The 16,321-nt window shown below is 62.1% G+C and carries 15 protein-coding genes and 1 riboswitch; of the genes, 11 read left to right on the top strand and 4 right to left on the bottom strand.

Annotated features, from left to right (window positions below; translation table 11 throughout):
* Window positions 1-13: 13 nt before the first annotated feature.
* Window positions 14-1,306, bottom strand: coding sequence for an adenylosuccinate synthase (locus BVG79_RS02805; RefSeq protein ID WP_085785542.1), 1,293 nt, complete (start codon window positions 1,304-1,306; stop codon window positions 14-16).
* Window positions 1,307-1,517: 211 nt separating this feature from the next.
* Here BVG79_RS02805 and secG point away from each other — a divergent pair, with 211 nt between their 5' ends.
* The 11 genes from secG to BVG79_RS02750 all read left to right on the top strand — a co-directional run bounded on the left by secG (window position 1,518) and on the right by BVG79_RS02750 (window position 12,612).
* Entirely contained in the window at window positions 1,518-1,886 is a 369-nt protein-coding gene (gene secG / locus BVG79_RS02800; protein ID WP_085785541.1) for a preprotein translocase subunit SecG, read from the top strand.
* 182 nt (window positions 1,887-2,068) lie between these two features.
* Window positions 2,069-3,712, top strand: a complete 1,644-nt coding sequence (locus tag BVG79_RS02795; protein ID WP_085785540.1) for a CTP synthase — start codon at window positions 2,069-2,071, stop codon at window positions 3,710-3,712.
* Window positions 3,712-4,488, top strand: a complete 777-nt coding sequence (rlmJ, locus tag BVG79_RS02790; protein WP_085785539.1) for a 23S rRNA (adenine(2030)-N(6))-methyltransferase RlmJ — start codon at window positions 3,712-3,714, stop codon at window positions 4,486-4,488. The genes BVG79_RS02795 and rlmJ overlap by 1 nt, the downstream gene beginning before the upstream one ends.
* Before the next feature lie 117 nt (window positions 4,489-4,605).
* Complete coding sequence (locus BVG79_RS02785; protein WP_085785538.1) at window positions 4,606-5,403, top strand: ABC transporter ATP-binding protein; 798 nt, start codon at window positions 4,606-4,608, stop codon at window positions 5,401-5,403.
* 4 nt (window positions 5,404-5,407) lie between these two features.
* A complete protein-coding gene (locus BVG79_RS02780; RefSeq protein WP_085785537.1) occupies window positions 5,408-6,136 on the top strand; it encodes a transporter substrate-binding domain-containing protein in 729 nt (242 codons plus the stop codon).
* Between the two features lie 60 nt (window positions 6,137-6,196).
* On the top strand, window positions 6,197-7,081 hold the full coding sequence (locus tag BVG79_RS02775) for an ABC transporter permease (RefSeq protein WP_085785536.1): 885 nt from the start codon (window positions 6,197-6,199) through the stop codon (window positions 7,079-7,081).
* On the top strand, window positions 7,078-7,884 hold the full coding sequence (locus tag BVG79_RS02770; protein ID WP_085785535.1) for an ABC transporter permease: 807 nt from the start codon (window positions 7,078-7,080) through the stop codon (window positions 7,882-7,884). The genes BVG79_RS02775 and BVG79_RS02770 overlap by 4 nt, the downstream gene beginning before the upstream one ends.
* Window positions 7,881-9,212, top strand: coding sequence for a glutamine synthetase family protein (locus BVG79_RS02765; protein ID WP_085785534.1), 1,332 nt, complete (start codon window positions 7,881-7,883; stop codon window positions 9,210-9,212). The genes BVG79_RS02770 and BVG79_RS02765 overlap by 4 nt, the downstream gene beginning before the upstream one ends.
* 63 nt (window positions 9,213-9,275) lie before the next feature.
* Window positions 9,276-9,959 carry a type 1 glutamine amidotransferase gene (locus BVG79_RS02760; RefSeq protein WP_085785533.1) on the top strand — a complete coding sequence of 228 codons (684 nt, stop codon included), beginning with the start codon at window positions 9,276-9,278 and terminating at the stop codon, window positions 9,957-9,959.
* Window positions 9,956-11,311, top strand: coding sequence for a glutamine synthetase family protein (locus BVG79_RS02755; protein ID WP_085785532.1), 1,356 nt, complete (start codon window positions 9,956-9,958; stop codon window positions 11,309-11,311). The genes BVG79_RS02760 and BVG79_RS02755 overlap by 4 nt, the downstream gene beginning before the upstream one ends.
* Window positions 11,308-12,612 carry an NAD(P)/FAD-dependent oxidoreductase gene (locus tag BVG79_RS02750; protein ID WP_085785531.1) on the top strand — a complete coding sequence of 435 codons (1,305 nt, stop codon included), beginning with the start codon at window positions 11,308-11,310 and terminating at the stop codon, window positions 12,610-12,612. Before BVG79_RS02755 ends, BVG79_RS02750 begins: the two co-directional genes overlap by 4 nt.
* A 30-nt stretch (window positions 12,613-12,642) precedes the next feature.
* Here the strand turns inward: BVG79_RS02750 and metK are convergent, their stop codons facing one another.
* From metK to BVG79_RS02735, 3 genes are all read right to left on the bottom strand, one after another.
* The gene (gene metK, locus BVG79_RS02745) at window positions 12,643-13,824 is read right to left on the bottom strand and encodes a methionine adenosyltransferase (protein WP_085785530.1); all 1,182 of its coding nucleotides are present in this window, start codon (window positions 13,822-13,824) and stop codon (window positions 12,643-12,645) included.
* Between the two features lie 5 nt (window positions 13,825-13,829).
* Window positions 13,830-13,879, bottom strand: a riboswitch (SAM-SAH riboswitch).
* Window positions 13,880-13,913: 34 nt separating this feature from the next.
* Window positions 13,914-15,383: an apolipoprotein N-acyltransferase gene (gene lnt, locus BVG79_RS02740; protein ID WP_236951397.1), complete on the bottom strand. Its 1,470-nt coding sequence runs from the start codon at window positions 15,381-15,383 to the stop codon at window positions 13,914-13,916.
* 4 nt (window positions 15,384-15,387) lie between these two features.
* Complete coding sequence (locus tag BVG79_RS02735) at window positions 15,388-16,287, bottom strand: CBS domain-containing protein (RefSeq protein ID WP_085785528.1); 900 nt, start codon at window positions 16,285-16,287, stop codon at window positions 15,388-15,390.
* Window positions 16,288-16,321 lie beyond the last annotated feature (34 nt).

The following is a 16,321-nucleotide window of genomic DNA, read 5'->3' as shown; positions in this document are numbered from 1 at the left end:
TTGTAAGGGTCGATCAATCCGCGAAGGGATCGGTGACCAGAATGGTGTCGTCCCGCTCGGGCGAGGTCGACAGCAGTGCGACGGGGCACTGGATCAGTTCTTCGATACGGCGCACGTATTTGATGGCTTGGGCCGGCAGTTCAGCCCAGCTGCGCGCGCCGGCCGTGGTTTCCGACCAGCCGTCCATTTCCTCGTAGACGGGTTTGCAGCGGGCCTGTTGGTCGGCAGCGGTCGGCAGATAGTCGATCACTTCGCCGTCCAGTTCATAACCAACGCAAATCTTCAGCGTCTTGAAACCGTCCAGCACGTCCAGCTTGGTCAGCGAGATACCCGACACGCCCGAGGTCGCGCAGGTTTGGCGCACCAGCACCGCATCGAACCAACCGCAACGGCGCTTGCGGCCGGTGACGGTGCCGAATTCATGGCCCCGCTCGCCCAAACGCTGGCCGTCTTCGTCCTCCAGCTCGGCCGGGAACGGGCCTTCGCCGACGCGGGTGGTGTAGGCTTTGACGATGCCCAGCACGAAATCGATCGCGGTCGGGCCAAGGCCGACGCCCGTCGCCGCCTGACCCGCCAAAGTGTTCGACGAGGTCACAAACGGGTAGGTGCCGAAATCGACGTCCAGCAGCGCGCCTTGGGCGCCTTCGAACAAGATACGCTTGCCGCTGCGGCGGGCGTCGTTCAGCACTTTCCACACGGGGGCGGCAAAAGGCAGAACGGTCGGCGCGATTTCGAGCAGTTGCGCCAGCAGCGCGACACGGTCGACAGGCTCCAGCCCCAACCCTTTGCGCAGCGCATCATGGTGGGCCAGCAGGCGGTCGATACGGGTTTCCAGCGTGGCCTTGTCGGCCAGATCGGCAACGCGGATCGCGCGGCGGCCGACTTTATCTTCATATGCAGGCCCGATGCCGCGACCGGTGGTGCCGATCTTGGCGACACCGACAGCACCTTCGCGGGCACGGTCCAGCTCGCCATGCAGCGGCAGAATCAGCGATGTGTTCTCGGCGATCATCAAGTTCTCGGGCGTGATCTCGACGCCCTGGCCCTGCAGCTTTGCAATTTCGTTTTGCAGGTGCCACGGGTCCAGAACCACGCCGTTGCCGATCACGCTCAGCTTGCCGCCGCGCACGATGCCCGAGGGCAGCAAGCTTAGCTTGTAGACCTGCCCACCGATAACCAGCGTATGGCCAGCATTGTGCCCGCCCTGAAAGCGCGCGATGACATCTGCCCGCTCTGACAGCCAGTCAACGATCTTTCCCTTGCCTTCATCGCCCCATTGGGCGCCGACGACGACCACGTTTGCCATGCCCTGAACTCCTCGTCCGGCAAAAATACCGCGCACCCTATAGCCATTGACCGGCCAAGGGGAAACCTCTTTTTACCTTTCGGGGCGAATTGGCCTAAGGTAAAGGCACGAACCACAGCCATCAATGCCGGTTCTAGCGCCCGACGGGGGTTGCAGCGCGGAGCGGTTGCCATTAGACAGGCCCGCATCGCAGAAGTAGGACCACCATCCAATGGAAACAGTCGTTACCATCGTTCACCTGATCTTGGCTTTGGCACTGATCGGCGTGGTTCTGCTGCAGCGTTCCGAAGGCGGCGGCATCGGCCTGGGTAGCAGCGGCGGCGGTAACGCCATGCCGACCACCGGTCGTTCGGCTGCAACCGCACTGGCAAAGGCTACATGGTGGCTGGCAGGCGGCTTCATCGTTACCTCGCTGGTTTTGACCGTTCTGGCCGCTTCGGGCAACTCGGGCAGCTCGCTGATGGACAACCTCGACTCGCTGCTGCCGCCCGGCGCATCGCAGTCGACGGGCGCGCCCAGCCTTCTGCCCCCCTCGGCAACTTCGCCCGAGGCAGATTCGCTGCTGCCCAGCGGCAACTAAGCCGTCACATCCATCCACAACTTATGGAAGCGGTCTTGCCGCTTCCTACATTATTTTGCGGTCAGCGGGTTGCAAAAGCCGGCCAATTTCGGCTATAGTTAAATCCCGTGGTAAGCGCATTTCGGTGCGCTGGCCGAATGATTCTATGCACTATGATCTGGCAAACACGGGGGCTTCCACAGATGGCGCGCTATATTTTCATTACGGGCGGTGTGGTCTCCTCGCTGGGCAAGGGGCTTGCCTCGGCGGCGCTGGGTGCACTGCTGCAGGCCCGCGGCTTTTCGGTGCGCCTGCGCAAGCTTGACCCCTATCTGAACGTCGACCCCGGCACGATGTCGCCCTTTGAACACGGTGAAGTGTTTGTCACCGACGATGGCGCCGAGACCGACCTTGATCTGGGGCATTACGAACGCTTCACCGGTGTTGCCGCGCGCACGACCGATTCGATCTCCTCGGGGCGTATCTATTCCAACGTGCTCGAGAAAGAGCGTCGCGGCGATTACTTGGGCAAGACCATTCAGGTCGTGCCGCACGTGACGAATGAAATCAAAGACTTCCTCTCGATCGGCGATGACGAGGTCGACTTCATGCTGTGCGAGATCGGCGGGACTGTCGGCGACATCGAGGGCCTGCCCTTCTTCGAGGCGATCCGCCAGTTCATTCACGAACGCCCGCGCGGCGAATGCATTCTGATGCACCTGACCCTGCTGCCCTATCTGGCCGCTTCGGGCGAATTGAAGACGAAGCCGACGCAGCACTCGGTCAAGGAACTGCAGTCCATCGGCCTTGCGCCCGACGTGCTGGTCTGCCGCAGCGAACAGCCGATCCCGGAAAAAGAGCGCGAGAAGATCGCCCTGTTCTGCAACGTCCGCAAGGACGCCGTGATCCCCGCCTATGACCTGAAGTCGATTTACGAAGCCCCGCTGGCCTATCACGCTGCGGGCCTTGATGACGCTGTTCTGTCGGCATTCGGCATCGAACCCGCGCCCAAGCCCAACATGGCGGTTTGGGAAGACGTGATGGACCGCATGACCAACCCCGAGGGCGAAGTGAACATTGCCATCGTCGGCAAATACACCCGCCTGGAAGACGCCTATAAGTCGATTTCCGAGGCTTTGACCCACGGCGGCATGGCCAACCGGACCAAGGTCCGCATCAACTGGGTCGACGCCGAGCTGCTGGAAAACGACAACCCTGCCAAGACCTTGGATGCCTATGACGCAATTCTGGTGCCCGGTGGCTTTGGCGAACGCGGCACCGAAGGTAAGATCCGCGCCGCCCAATTCGCGCGCGAGCACAAGGTGCCCTACCTTGGCATCTGCCTTGGCATGCAGATGGCCGTCATTGAAGGCGCCCGCAACGTCGCCGGCATCAACAGCGCCGGTTCCGAGGAATTCGACGACGAGGCCGGCAGCCAGCGCTTCGAGCCTGTCGTCTACCACTTGAAAGAGTGGATCCAAGGCAACCACGTGATCGAGCGTAAGCGTAACGACGACAAGGGCGGCACCATGCGCCTTGGCGCCTATAACGCCACGCTGAAGGCTGGGTCGAAGATCGCCGAAATCTACGGCACGACCGAGATCGAGGAACGCCACCGCCACCGCTACGAAGTTGACACCCGTTACAAGGACCAACTGGAAGCCTGCGGTCTGGACTTTGCAGGAATGTCGCCCGACGGCCGCCTGCCCGAAACGGTGGAATGGAAAGACCACCCGTGGTTCATCGGCGTGCAATACCACCCTGAACTGAAGTCGAAACCCTTCGCCCCGCACCCGCTGTTTTCCGGCTTTATTAAAGCCGCGCTGGAAAACTCGCGTCTGGTCTGATGCTTTCGTACCAGCACATCTATCACGCCGGGAATTTGGCCGACGTGCAAAAGCACGCGGCCCTTGCCGTGGCGCTGGACTATCTGACGCAGAAGAACAAACCCCTGACCTACATGGAAAGCCATGCGGGTCGGGGCCTCTACCTGCTTGATGCCCCCGAGGCGCTGAAAACCGGCGAGGCGGCGCAGGGCATCGACAAAGTGGCGCATTGGTTCGCCCCCGATCATCCCTACGCTCGCGCCATCGCCGCGACGCGTAGGGACCACGGCCCCCGCGCCTACCCCGGATCACCGCTGATCGCCGCGCAAATCCTGCGCGATCTGGATACGCTGCATCTGGCCGACCTGCACCCGCGCGAAAACGTGGCGCTGCAAAACGCGATCTCGCCCTTTGGCGCGCGCATTCACCAGATGGACGGTCTGGAAATGGCGCTGTCGCTGACCCCGCCCGACCCGCGCCGCGGCCTGCTGCTGATTGACCCCAGCTACGAATTGCGCAGCGACTATGCGGCCATCCCCGGCAAGATCGCCGCGATCGCCCGTAAGTGGCCGGTCGGCATCATTATGCTGTGGTATCCGATCCTGACGGACGGGCCACATACCCCCATGCTGGACGCGCTTGTGCGCGATTTCCCCGATGCAACCCGCCACGAAGTGCACTTCCCCCCTGCCCGCGACGGGCACCGGATGGTTGGCTCGGGTCTGTTCATAATCAACACGCCCTTCGGCTTGCAACCCGAATTGGACCGCCTTGGCGCGCTGTACAAGACGCTGTAGATTTGCTGCGCCTTTGGGCAATGACGTTGCGAAGCGCCGAAAATTGGCGCGAAAACATTGCATCGACGCCCAAAAACCGCCAACCTGACCGAAAGGTAAAACTGCTCCGAGCCACTAGTGACAGCCAATGTTCCCGTTATCGCGATCCACAACCTGCACAAATCCTACGGCGAGCTGGAGGTGTTGCGGGGTGTCGACATCACGGCCCCCAAAGGCCATGTCGTTTCGCTGATCGGGTCGTCCGGCTCGGGCAAGTCGACGCTGCTGCGATGCTGCAACCTGCTGGAAGACAGCCAAGAAGGCGAAATCCTGTTTGATGGCAATCCTGTGCTGTGGGCAGGCAGCGGCCCTGATCGCCGCCCCGCCAGCGCCACGCAAGTGCGCCAGATCCGCACGAACCTCTCGATGGTCTTCCAGCAATTCAACCTGTGGGCCCATCTGACCGTCCTGCAAAACGTGATGGAGGCCCCGCTGGTCGTACAAAAGCGCGACCGTGCCGAGGTCGAGGCGAAAGCCCGTGCCTATCTGGCCAAAGTCGGGATCGGCGACAAGGCCGATGCGTGGCCATCGCAACTTTCGGGCGGCCAGCAACAGCGCGCCGCCATCGCCCGCGCCCTGTGTATGGAGCCGCAGGCCCTGCTATTCGACGAGCCGACCAGCGCCCTCGACCCCGAACTGGAACAGGAAGTCATCAAGGTCATCAAAGATCTGGCCGCCGAGGGGCGCACCATGATCATCGTGACCCACGACATGCGTATGGCCGCCGATATCAGCGATCATGTGATTTTCCTCCACCAAGGGGTGATCGAGGAAGAAGGCACGCCGCAAGCCCTTTTCGGTGCCCCCAAAAGCCAGCGCCTGCAACAATTCCTGTCGGCCAGCCAAGCCGACACTTTCTTTACCCACAAGGAGTGACCCCATGAAGATCCTGCTGCGTTCCACCGCAATTCTGTCGCTGGGGCTGCTGGCCCACGGCGCAATGGCCCAAGACATCGTCCGCATCGGCACCGAGGGCGCCTATGCACCCTATAACTTCGTCAACGATTCCAACCAGCTGGACGGTTACGAGATCGAGCTGGGCAACGAGCTGTGCAAGCGCGCCGAGCTGACCTGCGAATGGGTGCAGAACGACTGGGATTCGATCATCCCGAACCTCGTCTCGGGCAACTACGACGCGATCATGGCCGGCATGTCGATCACGGACGAGCGTAAGCAAGTCATCGCTTTCTCGGACGAATACGTGCCGGTTCAAAGCTCGATCTACGCGTCGCCGAACGGCGATGTGGACCTGACCTCGGCCGTGATTTCGGCGCAGGCTGGCACCATTCAGGCCGACTACGTCGCCGCCAGCGGTGCCACGCTGGTCGAATTCCCCACCTTTGACGACGCGCTGGCTGCCGCTGTCAGCGGCGAAACCGACGCGGTTCTGGCCGATGGCGATTCGCTGAAGCCCGCGATCGAGGCCTCGGGCGGCGCACTGGTCGCTGTGGATGCCGTGCAGATCGGCGGCGGGATCGGTGTCGGCCTGCGCCAATCCGACACCGCGCTGCAAACCACTTTCAACACCGCGATCGAATCGATGAAGGCTGACGGCACGATCAACGCGCTGATGACCAAGTGGTTCGGCGACGAAGCCGAGCAGTTCTAAAACACGACTGCTGCACCGGCAATCATCGCCGGTGCAGCACGACACCAACGAAAGAGCGGCATGGGAAATTTCTGCGCAGATCCCGCCACCCTTGGCGGGCCAGCTTGGATGTTGTGCTATCTGACCAATGCGCGTCATTTGGCTTTCTATGCATCCTTCGGCACCGTCATTGCGCTGCTGGCAATCACCGCCACGGTTGCGCTGTGCTTCGGTTTCGGCGGAGCGATGGCAGCCCGGTCGCGCGTGGCGCCGCTGCGTTGGTTCGGCAAAGGCTATATCGCCATCGTGCGCGGTGTGCCTGACATCGCTTTCTTCATGTTCTTCGTGATCGCGTTGGACCAAGGGTTCGAATACATCCGCCACAAGATCAAATGCCCCGACTGGGACCAGCCCATCCGGCAGGGCAACGATTTTGTCGTCTGCGCCGCAGCCAAGCTGCCGCAAGCCAGCGCGCCTGCATGGGTGCACGACACCTATGGCTTTTTGCTGGCTGTGCTGACCTTTTCCATCGTTTTCGGCGCATTCGCCGCCAACATCCTGTTCGGCGCGATGAGAACCGTTCCGCGTGGGCAGATCGAGGCCGCCGAAAGTTATGGCATGTCGCGCGGGCAAACCTTCCGGCGGATCATCATGCCGCAGATGTGGCTTTATGCGCTTCCGGGCCTGTCGAACCTGTGGATGGTTCTGGTCAAGGCGACACCGCTGCTATTCCTGCTGGGCATTCAAGACGTCGTCTACTGGGCGCGCGAGCTGGGCGCATCGCGCCCGCCGCAGTTCACCGCCTACCCCCACGGCGACTGGCGGATGTGGTACTTCCTGTTCTTGCTGGTGTTCTATCTGGGCCTGACCCGCTTGTCCGAAATCGGATTTGACCGCCTGCAACGCCGCCTGAACCGCGGGCAGGCCACCACGGGCGGCGAAGCCCTACGAAAGGCCGCCGCATGAGCTGCTGGGACACGCTGACAACCTATGGCCTGCGCAGCATCGGCGTCGGGCCGCGCGCATTGCCCAGCGCAGACATCAACTTTTGCGATCAGGTCGTTCTGATCGGGTCGGGCATGATCTGGAACGTCTATTTCGGCACGATCGCGGTCATCTTCGGGTTCCTGTTCGCCATCTTGCTGGCGGTTGCCAAGACGCAGGCCAATCCGTGGCTGCGCAAACCTGCCGATTGGCTGGTCTTCATCTTTCGCGGCTCGCCGCTGTTCATCCAATTCTTCTTCGCCTACTTCCTGTTCCTGTCGCTGAAGGGATGGATACCAGCGCTGGGGTTCCTGACATCCGCCGTATACGGCGCGCTGGTGGTGCTGTTCCTGAACACGGCCGCCTATTCGGCCGAAATCTTCCTTGGCGCACTGCGCGCAATCCCGCGCGGCGAGATGGAGGCGGCAGACGCCTATGGCTTCACCGGCTGGGCCAAGTTTCGCAACATCACCCTGCCAAACATGCTGCGCCTTGCATGGCCGTCCTACACGAACGAAGCGATCTTTTTGTTCCATGCCACGGTGCTTGTATTCTTTTCGGGATTTCCGTCGGTGCAACAACAAGGTGACGCGCTGTATTATGCCAGCTACTTTGCTGGCAAGACGTTCAACCCCTTTGTCGCCTACCCGATTCTGGCAGGGTATTTCATCCTGCTGACCCTCCTCATCACTGCCCTGATGGGCATGGTGAATAAACGCCTTAATCGCCACCTGCCCCAAGAAAGGCGTAGTCGAATGAAACTTCGATTACGGTTGATCAGATGAGCTGGCTTGACGACAATTTACACATCAAATCCATACGCACCGCCGCGGTCGACCTGAACGGGCAAGCCCGCGGCAAACGAACCCCCACCCGTTTTGCCCGCCGGATCGAGGAAGCCGGAATTCGCTTCCCGATCTCGGCCCTCAACCTCGACATCTGGGGCGAGGATGTAGAAGACAGCCCCCTTGTTTTCGAGGAAGGCGACCCAGATGGCCTACTGCGCCCCACCGATCGGGGTTACGTGCCCATGCCGTGGCTGGACGGCACATCGGCCATGCTGCCCATGTGGATGTACATGGATGATGGCCAGCCCTATGGCGGCGACCCGCGCCACGCCCTCAAATCCATCTTAGATCGATACACCGAACGCGGTTTGCGCCCCGTGGTGGCGACCGAGATGGAGTTCTACCTCGTCGATGACAGTGGCGCTGATTTGCGCGTGCCACCCTCGCCCCGCTCGGGCAAGCGGCGCATCGGGGCGGAAAACCTGTCACTGCGCGTGCTGGATGCCTTCGACAACTTTTTCAACGACCTTTACGACGCCTGCGAGGCGATGGACATTCCCGCCGAGGCCGCGATGTCCGAGGTGGGCCCCGGCCAGTTCGAGATCAACCTGCAGCATGTCCCCGATGCCCTGCGAGCCGCCGATAATGCCTGGCTGTTCAAAACCTTGACGCGCGGGCTGGCGCGCAAGCACAAGATGGCGGCCAGTTTCATGGCCAAGCCCTACCCCGATTTTGCGGGGAACGGGCTGCATGTGCATTTCTCGTTGATCAACGACAAGGGCCGGAACGTCTTTGCGAACGATACCCATGACGGGACGAAGGTACTCTACCGTGCAATTGCGGGCTGTCTGCAGGCCATCCCCGACTGCGCCCTGATCTTCGCGCCCCACCACAACAGCTACGAGCGATTGGTGCCCGAAAGCCACGCGCCCACCGGCATCTGCTGGGCGCATGACAATCGCACTGCCTCTATCCGCGTGCCCGCATCGGAATTTCAGGCCCGCCGGATCGAACATCGCGTCGCGGGCGGCGATGTGAACCCCTATCTGCTGCTGACCGCCATTTTGGGCGCTGCGCTGATCGGGCTAGAGGATGACCTGCGCCCCCCGCCCGCAATTGAAGGCAGCGCCTATGGCCAGAAAATGCCCCAGATCCCCGTCAGCTGGGAGGATTCGATCGACGCCTTTGCCCATTCCGATCTGGTCAAACGCATCTTCCCCGCCCCGCTGATCGACAATCTGGTGCGCACCAAACGGCAGGAAATGCACTACATGGCCGAGCTATCCCCCGCCGAGCGGTTGAATCTTTACCTCGATACCGTCTAGCCGCTGGGTTGCCCGCAAGGGCAGCCCGCGTTAGGGTTGGGCAAAAGCCACAGCGGTGCATCCATGAAAATCGGCATTCTACAAACAGGCTACGCCCCCGACGCGTTGCAGCCGACCCATGGCGATTTCCCCGACCTGTTCGAGGGGTTGCTGGCGGGCCACGACTTCACCTTTCAACGCTGGGCAGCGGTGGATATGCAGTTCCCCGCCGCGCCAACCGATGCCGATGGCTGGATCATCACGGGGTCGCGCCACGGGGTATATGAAGATCATCCCTTCATTCCCGTGCTAGAGGAATTCATCCGCGCGATTCAGGCCAGCAATCGCCCGCTGGTGGGCGTGTGCTTTGGCCACCAGATTATCGCGCAGGCGTTGGGCGGCAAGGTCGAAAAATTCGACGGCGGCTGGCGTGTCGGACGGTTCGATTACGATTTTGGCGGTGAAACACTCGCCTTGAACGCATGGCACCAAGATCAAGTGACCGGCCTTCCTCCAGGTGCGCGGCGCCTTGCTAGTGGACCAATGTGCGAAAACGCGGCGTTGGTCTATGGCGACAGCATTTTCACGGTGCAGCCCCACCCCGAATTCGGCACCGCCTACGGCCACGACATGATAGAATATCGCGGCGGCGCGCTGCCCGACGAGGTGCTGGCCCGCGCCCGTGCCGCCGCCGACCTGCCGTTGGATGACAAGCGCCTCGGCACCCGCATCGCCCGTTTCTTCAAAACCAAAGAGATCCCCGCATGAGCTGGACCGACCAGATCCCCCAAGCAGCCCGCGACTACCTCGAGGCGAACAAGCTGGACGAGGTCGAATGTGTCATTGCCGATTTCCCCGGCATTGCCCGGGGCAAAGCCGTGCCTGCGCTGAAATGGGACCGCCAGCAGTATTTCCACTTGCCCAATTCGATCTTCTTCCAGACAATCACCGGCGAATGGGCCGAAGCCGCCGGCCCCGAGGGGTATCTGGAACCGGACATGATCCTGCGGCCAGACTTATCCACAGCCTCGGCCGCGCCTTGGGCCAAGGATGGCACGCTGCAGGTTATCCACGACGCTTTTGACCAAAAGGGTAACCCGATCCCCTGCTCGCCGCGCAATGTGCTGAAGCGTGTGGTCGCGCTATACAAGGCGCGCGGCTGGACGCCCGTCGTCGCCCCCGAGATGGAGTTTTATCTGGTTGGACGCAACACCGACCCAGGTAAACCCATCGTCCCCATGATGGGCCGCACCGGTCGCCCTGCGGCGGCGCGTCAGGCCTATTCTATGACGGCTGTGGACGAATACGGCCCCGTCATCGACGACATTTATGAATTCGCCGAAATCCAAGGCATCGAAATCGACGGAATCACCCAAGAAGGCGGTGCCGGCCAGATCGAGATCAACCTGCGCCATGGCGATCCCATCAAGCTGGCGGACGAGATTTTCTATTTCAAACGGCTGATCCGCGAAGCCGCGCTGAAGAACAATTGCTACGCCACCTTCATGGCCAAACCGATCGAGGGTGAGCCGGGCAGCGCCATGCACATCCATCACTCGGTCACCGATGCGCAGGGCCGCAACCTGTTCAACGGGCCCCACGGTGGCGAGACTGACCTGTTCTTCCACTTCATTGGCGGGTTGCAGGAACACATGCCCGCAGCCATTGCCGTCATGGCGCCTTATGTGAACAGCTATCGCCGCTATGTCCGCAGCTTTGCCGCGCCCATCAATCTGGAGTGGGGCCGCGACAACCGAACGACCGGCATCCGCGTGCCGATATCCCCCCCCGAAGCCCGGCGGATCGAGAACCGCCTGGCCGGAATGGACTGCAATCCCTACCTGACCATCGCCGCCAGCTTGGCATGCGGTTATCTGGGCATGGTCAACAGTATCTGGCCCGAGAAGCGTTATATGGGCGATGCCGGTGAGGCTGATGGCGAGGCGATCCCGTATTCGCTGGGCGACGCGATGGACCTGTTCGACGAGGCAACAGCCCTGCATGAAGTCCTCGGCCCCGATTTCGCCCGCGTGTATTCCATCGTGAAGCGCACCGAATATGATGAATTTCTGCGGGTCATCAGCCCGTGGGAACGCGAGCATTTGTTGTTGAACGTATGAACCCGCTGTATCGCAACGATCGTCCCGGCGAATATCCGGCCAGCTGGTATGCCGCCAGCACCACCCTGCCGCCACCGCGAGTGCAACTGCATGGGGATCACCGCGTCGATGCCTGCGTGATTGGCGCAGGCTATACGGGGCTTTGGGCCGCCAAAACGCTAGCTGAACGCGGCCTGCGCGTCATTGTGCTGGACGCACATCGCGCGGGCTTCGGTGCATCGGGCCGCAACGGTGGGCAAGTCGGGACCGGCTATAACAAAGGCCAGATCTGGTTGGAAAACCGTCTCGGAGAAACCCGCGCCCGCGCCCTGTGGGACATTGCCGAAGACGCCAAAGCCCAGTTGGTTAACTTTTGCACGACCTCTGCGCCCGAGGCCCGCTATCGCCCCGGCGTCGCGCATGGCGAATATTCAGCCACCGAGGGCCGCGATGTGCAGGCCGAAACCGAATTCCTGCACAAGCGCTATGGCTATGACAAGATCGTTTCCCTTGATCAGGCGGGTTTTCAGGCGCTGGTGAAATCGCCGCTTTACAAAGCGGGCCAGTTGGATCGCGGCGCGGGCCACATCCACCCACTGCGGTATGCGCTGGCTTTGGCCAATGCCGCCGAAGCCGCAGGGGCCGTGATTTTTGAACAGTCCGAGGCTATCTCGGTCACCGAAGGCGCGCCCGCTGTGGTTAAAACGCCGCTGGGCAGTGTGACCGCCGATTGGGTGGTTGTCGCGGGGAACGGCTATCTGCCCAATATCGTGCCCAAAGTGCCCGCGCATGTCATGCCGATCAACAGCTTCATCGGCGCCACCGAGCCGCTTGGCCCGCTAGCCCAACAGGTCTTGGCCGAGGATATCGCCGTTGCCGACAGCAAGTTCGTTGTGAACTACTATCGCCTGTCCGAAGATGGCCGTTTCCTGTTCGGCGGGCGCGAAAGCTATTCGATGGGCTTTCCCAAAGACATCGGAACGGCATTGCAGGCCCGCATGGTCTCGTTGTTTCCGCAGCTAAAAGACGTACGGATTGACCATATCTGGGGCGGCACGCTGGCGATCACCATGTCGCGGCTTCCCTATGTGACACGCGTGGGCAGCAATATCATGTCGGCTTCAGGATATTCTGGGCATGGCGTTGCGCTGGCCGGCATGGCAGGCCGCGTGATGGCCGAGGCGATTTTAGGACAGGCAGAGCGTTTCGACGTGATGGGCACCCTGCCCGTTTCCGCCTTCCCCGGTGGCAGCAGCCTGCGCGCGCCGCTGCTGACCTTGGCCATGACATGGTTCGCCCTGCGTGACCGCTTGGGGATATAATGAAAAAGCCCCGCCAAGGCGGGGCTTTTCTTAGACGCTGCGCTTCAGCGCGTCGGCCAGATCGGTGCGTTCCCAGCTAAAACCGCCATCCGCATCGGGTGCACGGCCAAAGTGGCCATAGGCCGAGGTGCGCGCATAGATGGGGCGGTTCAGCTGCAGGTGTTGACGAATGCCGCGCGGCGACAGGTCCATCACTTGGCCCAGCGCCTTTTCAATCGCAGCGTCATCCACCTCGCCCGTGCCATAGGTGTCGACATAAATCGACAGCGGCTTCGCCACGCCGATGGCGTAGGACAGCTGAATCAAGCAGCGTTCCGCCAGACCGGCGGCAACCACGTTCTTGGCCAGATAGCGCGCAGCATATGCGGCAGACCGGTCGACCTTGGTCGGGTCTTTCCCCGAGAAAGCGCCCCCGCCATGCGGTGCGGCCCCACCATAGGTGTCCACGATGATCTTGCGGCCGGTCAAACCCGCGTCGCCATCGGGGCCGCCGATTACGAAGGTGCCGGTGGGATTTACCCACCATTCGGTCTTGTCGGTCAGCCAGCCCTCGGGCAGCACTTCGCGGATATACGGTTCGACAATCTCGCGGATGTCGGCCGATGTCTGGCTTTCCAGCGCATGCTGCGTCGAAAGCACGATCGAGGCAACCTCGACCGGCTTGCCATTGGCATAGCGCAGCGACAGTTGCGATTTGGCGTCGGGGCGCAGCAGCGGCTCGGCCCCCGATTTACGGGCCTCGGCCAAGCGGCGCAGAATCGCGTGGGCATACTGGATCGGCGCGGGCATCAGCTCGGGCGTCTCTAGGGTCGCAAAGCCGAACATAATGCCTTGGTCGCCCGCACCCTCGTCTTTGTGGTCGCTGGCATCCACCCCTTGGGCGATATGCGCCGACTGTGGGTGCAGCAGATTGGTGATCTCGACGGTGGCGTGGTGGAATTCGTCTTGTTCATAGCCGATGTCGCGGATCGCCTCGCGGGTGATGCCGTCAACCTTGTGCATGAACGTGTCCAGACGGGCCTTGTCGGACAAGCCGACCTCGCCGCCGATCACGACGCGGTTGGTCGTGGCAAACGTCTCGCAGGCCACGCGCGCCTCGGGTTCCTCGGCCAAAAAGGCGTCCAGAACCGAATCCGAAATGCGGTCGCACACCTTGTCCGGATGCCCTTCCGAGACCGACTCGGAGGTGAAAATGTAATCTTGTCGTGCCATGGGACTGCTCCATTGGGTTCTTCGCCGCCACGCCAGGAAGCCGTTGTGACGGATGCATGGGTTAGGCCTATGCCTGCCCCGCGACGGGGTCAATCGGATTTGCGCCTTGCGCGCAGGGCCAGCGCGGCAAAAAGCACAAAAGCCCCTATGATCGCGGGCCAATCGCCCAGTTTTGCATAAAGTGTCGCAGGCAGTGCGGGGGGCAACACCGCATCCACCACACCCGTTGTGTTCAGCGGCAGGCTAGCTGTCATGCGGCCACGGGCGTCGATCATGGCCGAGACGCCGTTATTGCCGACCCGCACGACAGGCAGTCCCAATTCAATCGCGCGCATCCGCGCCTGCACCACGTGCTGGTACGGCCCCGAGACGCGGCCGAACCACGCATCATTGGTCACGATGGTCACAAAACGCGGGCGTGGGCCTGCGGCATTGACGGCGGCGCGAACCTCGGGGGCGAAGATGCCTTCGTAACAAATCAGTGCCTGCGTCGGGCCGATACCCGGCACATCCAGACGTTGCGGCCCAGCGCCTTGCGTAAAACCCGCCCCGTCGCGCGCGGCAAACCCGGTGATGCCCATATGTGCCAGCGTCTCGCCCAGTGGAACATATTCGCCAAACGGCACCAGATGCACCTTGTCATAGACCTGCAAGGGCGCGTCGGGCGACACGAGGGCGAGGCTGTTGAAAATATCTTCACCGCGCAGGCTGACTGCACCAACCAGCAGCGGTGCGCCAGCTTGGCGGCTGATGTCGGCAAACAGGCCGGTCGCATCCTCCAGCAACCACGGCGTGGCGGATTCAGGCCACACCACCAAATCTGGCGGTTGCCCTTCGGCAACCGACAAGGCAGTCATGTGTGCGACGAGGCCGTCGACAACGGCGGGGCGCCATTTGTCGGATTGGGCGATATTGGGCTGCACTAGCCGCACGACAGGCCCGTCTTGCGGGTTCGCCAGCGGCGGCGCGACCACTGCCATCGCGGCCCACGCGGCAGCACCTGCACCGATGACGGCCAGCGCGCGCCAGCGCAAACCGGCCCAAGCAAGGCCGACGGCCAGCCCCAGCGTCACCAGCGTCAGGCCAAAGGGCCCGATAAAGGCGCCCAGCTGTGCAAGGGGGGTGTCGATCCAGATCTCGCCGGGCATCGCCCACGGGAAGCCGGTTAAAACGTGGCTACGGGCCAGCTCGGCAAGGGCCAAGGCCGCGCCGCCGCCCAGCGCGCCTGCGCGCAACCGTGCGGCCACCCAGCCCGCAGCCCCCCAGAACAGCGCCATACCGCCGCACATGGCGAACAGGCCCAAAGGGGCCAAAATGCCGGTGCGCGGGATGTCGACCAAGAAAGGCTCGACAATCCACCACAGTGTCAGGCTGAAGTAGCCAATGCCGAACAGCCAGAACCGCACGAACCCTTGGGCGGGCCGCGCCAGAAAAAGCGCGAAAGCCACCAATGTCAGCGGCCACCAGCCAAAGGGCGCGATGCCCAAGCCCGCAACAGCGCCCAGCGCGACCAGCACCAGCGCGCCGGAAAGCGCGCGTTTAAAATCTGGTCGCGCCATTCTTTTAGTCCTGCGGGCCTTCAGGCAAGCGAATCCGCAGCCGCTTGATACGGCGGTTGTCGGCATCCAGAACTTCGAAGCTGGCGCCTGCGGGGTGGTCGATCACCTCGCCGGTGTCGGGCACATCACCCGACAGCATAAACGCCAGACCGCCCAGCGTCTCGACCTCTTCACCGTCGATATCCTCGTCGGCGGTCAGATCGAACGCCGATCGCATGGCGAACGTGGTCAGGGGCACGCTGGCATCGGCCACCCACGTCATCGGGCCCTCCTGAACCAGATCGGCGTGTTCCTCGATGTCGTGCTCGTCCTCGATCTCGCCCACGACGGTCTCGATCAGGTCTTCGATGGTCACAAGACCGTCGGTGCCGCCGTATTCATCGATAATCAGCGCCATATGCGTGCGGTCGGACTGCATCTTTTGCAACAAGGCCCCCAGCGACATCGACGGCGGCACGTATAGGACGGGCCGCAAGATACCCCGTAGATCAAACCCCTTGGTGTCGGCACCGAAACCGAACTTGAGGGCAAAGTCCTTCAGGTTCACCATCCCCAAGGGCGCATCCAGCGTCCCCTCGTAGACCGGAATCCGGCTAAGCCCGCTGTCGCGGAAGGTCTCCACGACATAATCGAAGCTGCTGTCCACCGGCAGGGCGATAATTTCCGCCTTGGGTGTTGCAACATCCTCGACTTCCAGACGGCGCAGGTTGCCGATACCCAGAACCTGTCCACCTGCGTGCACAAAATTATCTGCGGATTTCGGGGCGGCGTCCTGGGGGCTTAGGGCGTCGATGATACGGCTGAAAAAGCCGCCGCGACTCGACCCCTCCTGAGAGGCGGCCTCGCCTTGCTCCTCATGCAACCCGTTTTGGGTCGACGGGGGCTGATTGCTAGCGTCCGACATGGTCTCCTTCCTGAAACCGACTGCGGATGGGAAG

Source organism: Ketogulonicigenium robustum, from assembly GCF_002117445.1.
GTDB lineage: Bacteria > Pseudomonadota > Alphaproteobacteria > Rhodobacterales > Rhodobacteraceae > Ketogulonicigenium > Ketogulonicigenium robustum.
The sequence above is the reverse complement of the archived record's forward strand: the minus strand, read 5'-3'. Positions and strand labels throughout refer to the sequence as shown.

Coding starts and splice junctions, on each gene's coding strand:
- rlmJ (WP_085785539.1), top strand. CDS start 3,712: ATGCTTTCGTACCAGCACATCTATCACGCCGGGAATTTGGCCGACGTG.
- BVG79_RS02805 (WP_085785542.1), bottom strand. CDS start 1,306: ATGGCAAACGTGGTCGTCGTCGGCGCCCAATGGGGCGATGAAGGCAAG.
- metK (WP_085785530.1), bottom strand. CDS start 13,824: ATGGCACGACAAGATTACATTTTCACCTCCGAGTCGGTCTCGGAAGGG.
- BVG79_RS02735 (WP_085785528.1), bottom strand. CDS start 16,287: ATGTCGGACGCTAGCAATCAGCCCCCGTCGACCCAAAACGGGTTGCAT.
- BVG79_RS02780 (WP_085785537.1), top strand. CDS start 5,408: ATGAAGATCCTGCTGCGTTCCACCGCAATTCTGTCGCTGGGGCTGCTG.
- BVG79_RS02765 (WP_085785534.1), top strand. CDS start 7,881: ATGAGCTGGCTTGACGACAATTTACACATCAAATCCATACGCACCGCC.
- secG (WP_085785541.1), top strand. CDS start 1,518: ATGGAAACAGTCGTTACCATCGTTCACCTGATCTTGGCTTTGGCACTG.
- BVG79_RS02755 (WP_085785532.1), top strand. CDS start 9,956: ATGAGCTGGACCGACCAGATCCCCCAAGCAGCCCGCGACTACCTCGAG.
- lnt (WP_236951397.1), bottom strand. CDS start 15,383: ATGGCGCGACCAGATTTTAAACGCGCGCTTTCCGGCGCGCTGGTGCTG.
- BVG79_RS02795 (WP_085785540.1), top strand. CDS start 2,069: ATGGCGCGCTATATTTTCATTACGGGCGGTGTGGTCTCCTCGCTGGGC.
- BVG79_RS02770 (WP_085785535.1), top strand. CDS start 7,078: ATGAGCTGCTGGGACACGCTGACAACCTATGGCCTGCGCAGCATCGGC.
- BVG79_RS02760 (WP_085785533.1), top strand. CDS start 9,276: ATGAAAATCGGCATTCTACAAACAGGCTACGCCCCCGACGCGTTGCAG.
- BVG79_RS02775 (WP_085785536.1), top strand. CDS start 6,197: ATGGGAAATTTCTGCGCAGATCCCGCCACCCTTGGCGGGCCAGCTTGG.
- BVG79_RS02750 (WP_085785531.1), top strand. CDS start 11,308: ATGAACCCGCTGTATCGCAACGATCGTCCCGGCGAATATCCGGCCAGC.